This window comes from Williamsia sp., assembly GCF_016462415.1.
Lineage (GTDB): Bacteria > Actinomycetota > Actinomycetes > Mycobacteriales > Mycobacteriaceae > Williamsia_A.
Genome location: NZ_JAEMTF010000178.1, coordinates 1 through 2,512, shown reverse-complemented (window position 1 = coordinate 2,512; position 2,512 = coordinate 1). Strand labels below are relative to the sequence as shown.

Annotated in this window: 3 protein-coding genes; all 3 read left to right on the top strand. The window is 69.7% G+C overall.

Annotated elements, in window-relative coordinates; translation table 11 throughout:
• Positions 1 to 473: DUF3592 domain-containing protein (locus JHC79_RS22750; RefSeq protein WP_296395188.1), on the top strand; the 473-nt coding region annotated here is incomplete at its 5' end.
• A 90-nt stretch (positions 474 to 563) separates the two neighbouring features.
• Positions 564 to 1,712 (top strand): glycosyltransferase family 1 protein, encoded by a 1,149-nt coding sequence (locus JHC79_RS22745; protein WP_296395186.1) that lies wholly within the window; start codon positions 564 to 566, stop codon positions 1,710 to 1,712.
• 68 nt (positions 1,713 to 1,780) lie between these two features.
• Positions 1,781 to 2,479 (top strand): demethylmenaquinone methyltransferase, encoded by a 699-nt coding sequence (locus JHC79_RS22740; protein WP_296395185.1) that lies wholly within the window; start codon positions 1,781 to 1,783, stop codon positions 2,477 to 2,479.
• Positions 2,480 to 2,512: the final 33 nt, after the last annotated feature.

Genomic DNA, 2,512 nt, shown 5'->3' with positions numbered 1-2,512 from the left:
GCATGTCCCCGACCCACCTCCGACGCACGCAGATAGGTCTGCTGATCGTCGCCGGGCTCGTGACGATCATGATGGCCGTGATGGTGGCCGGGTGTTACCGAGACGACGCGTCCATCGACGACAACATCGCTACGGCGACCGCCGACGTGGTGACTGCGGGCGCGACCAAGTCGACCGTGCGCTTCTACACCCCCGACGGCCAGGTCCGCAGCCCCCGTCTCGGCATCTTCTATCCCACCGAACTCGCTGTCGGACAACGCATCAGTGTCGAGTACGACAGCACCAACCCCGACCTGGTGCGTGTCGCGGGTCGGGATGCGAGCCTGTCGATCGTCCCGGCCGTGTCCATCGCCGGCTACACCTGGCTGTTCGTGATCGCGGTGATGGTCCTGCTCGCGGAGGTCTCGCGCCGTCGCCGCCTCGACGACATCGACACCCTCGCGGCGACCCCGGACGCCACGACACCGGCCTGACGGGGCACACCGGAGGAGTTCACCTCCCATTTCGGCCGACGTCACGTCGACGAACGTTGCGGGACAGATGCGCTGGCCACACTGACGGTCGTGCGAGTGGCAATAGTTGCGGAGAGTTTCCTGCCGAACATGAACGGCGTCGTGAACTCGGTGCTGCGTGTGCTCGATCATCTCGAGCGCCGCGGTCACGACGCGATGGTGTTCGCCCCCGACACACCGCGTGGCGCCCAACCCGCCCCGCGAGAGGTCAACGGGGTGCCGGTGCATCTGGTGCCGTCGATGATGGTGCCCAAGATCTCGTCGCTCCCGGTGGGGGTGCCGAACCCGTCGCTGTACCGCGCGATGGCCGAGTTCGCGCCCGACGTGGTGCATCTCGCGTCACCGTTCGTGATGGGCGCCGCGGGTGCGCACGCCGCACGCCGCCTGGACCTGCCCACCGTCGCGGTCTTCCAGACCGACGTGGCCGGATTCGCCGAGAGCTACGGGATCGGCATGGGCGCGCGGGCCGCGTGGTCGTGGACACGTCGACTGCACACCGCGTGCGACCGCACGCTGGCCCCGTCGTCGGTGTCGGTGAAAGCCCTGCAGGACCACGGGATCCCGCGGGTCTTCCGGTGGGGCCGGGGCGTCGACATCGAGAGGTTCAACCCGCAACGCCGGGACGACGCGTTGCGCGCGCGGTGGAGTCCGTCGGGCGCGCCGATCGTCGGTTTCGTCGGACGACTGGCGCCGGAGAAGCACGTCGAGCGCCTCGCGGTCCTGTCCGGTCGTGGTGACCGTCAGCTCGTCATCGTCGGCGGCGGCCCCGAGCGCGCCCGCCTCGAGAAGTTGATGCCCGACGCGGTGTTCACCGGCGAACTCGGCGGGACCGAACTCGCCCGCGCCTACGCGAGCATGGACGTCTTCGTGCACCCCGGCGAGCACGAGACGTTCTGTCAGGCCGTCCAGGAGGCGCAGGCCAGCGGCGTCCCGGTGATCGGACCCGACGCCGGCGGCCCCAAGGACCTGATCGCGAACCTGCGGAGCGGCTACCTGCTCGACGTCCCGACGTTCTCGCAGCGGCTGCCCGGGGCGGTCGACACCCTGCTCGACTCGACCGTCGGCACCGAGTTCGGCGTGGCGGGGTGGCGCGGGGTGCAGGGCCGCACCTGGCCCGTCATCTGCGATCAGTTGCTCGGCCACTACGACGCCGTGCTCGGACGCGCAGGCAGCCTCGCGGTCCACGGCCGTACGGCCTGATCCCGCGCCCCGTGCGTGTGGCGGGACTCTCGTACTCGATCCATCGTCGGACACGTACCGTTGAGCCCATGACCTCGACCCCCGTGGGCCGCGCCGGCCTGGACAAGAAGCCGGCCGACGTCGCCGCCATGTTCGACGGTGTCGCGCGTCGCTACGACATCACCAACACGGTGCTCTCGTTCGGCCAGGATCGTGGCTGGCGGAAGGCGACTCGACGCGCGCTGGCGCTCGGACCCGACGACGTGGTGCTCGACCTGGCCGCGGGGACCGCGGTCTCGACCGAGGAACTGACGCAGTCGGGCGCGCACTGCATCGCCGCCGACTTCTCGCTGGGCATGCTCAAGGCCGGGTACCGCCGACCGGTGCCCAAGGTCGCCGCCGACGCGTTGACGCTGCCGTTCGCCGACGAGAGCTTCGATGCCGCGACCATCTCCTTCGGTCTGCGCAACGTCGCGAACGTCGACACCGCGCTGGCCGAGCTGCAGCGGGTGCTCAAACCACGTGGGCGACTGGTCATCTGCGAGTTCTCGACGCCGGTCTTCGGACCGTTCCGCACGCTCTACATGGAGTATCTGATGAAGGCCCTGCCGCCGGTGGCCACGCGCGTCGCCAGCAATCCCGAGGCGTATGTCTATCTCGCCGAGTCGATCCGGGCGTGGCCCGATCAGGCCGGTCTCGCCGAGCGCATCACCGATGCGGGATTCGGCAACGTCCGCTGGCGCAACCTCACCGGCGGTATCGCCGCGCTGCACTACGCCACCAAGTAGCTCGGCCGCCGGCACCAACCGTCGACTGGGCGG

Excerpts from the sequence above, each read along its gene's own strand:
- JHC79_RS22740 (WP_296395185.1), top strand. The coding sequence starts at position 1,781 with ATGACCTCGACCCCCGTGGGCCGCGCCGGCCTGGACAAGAAGCCGGCC.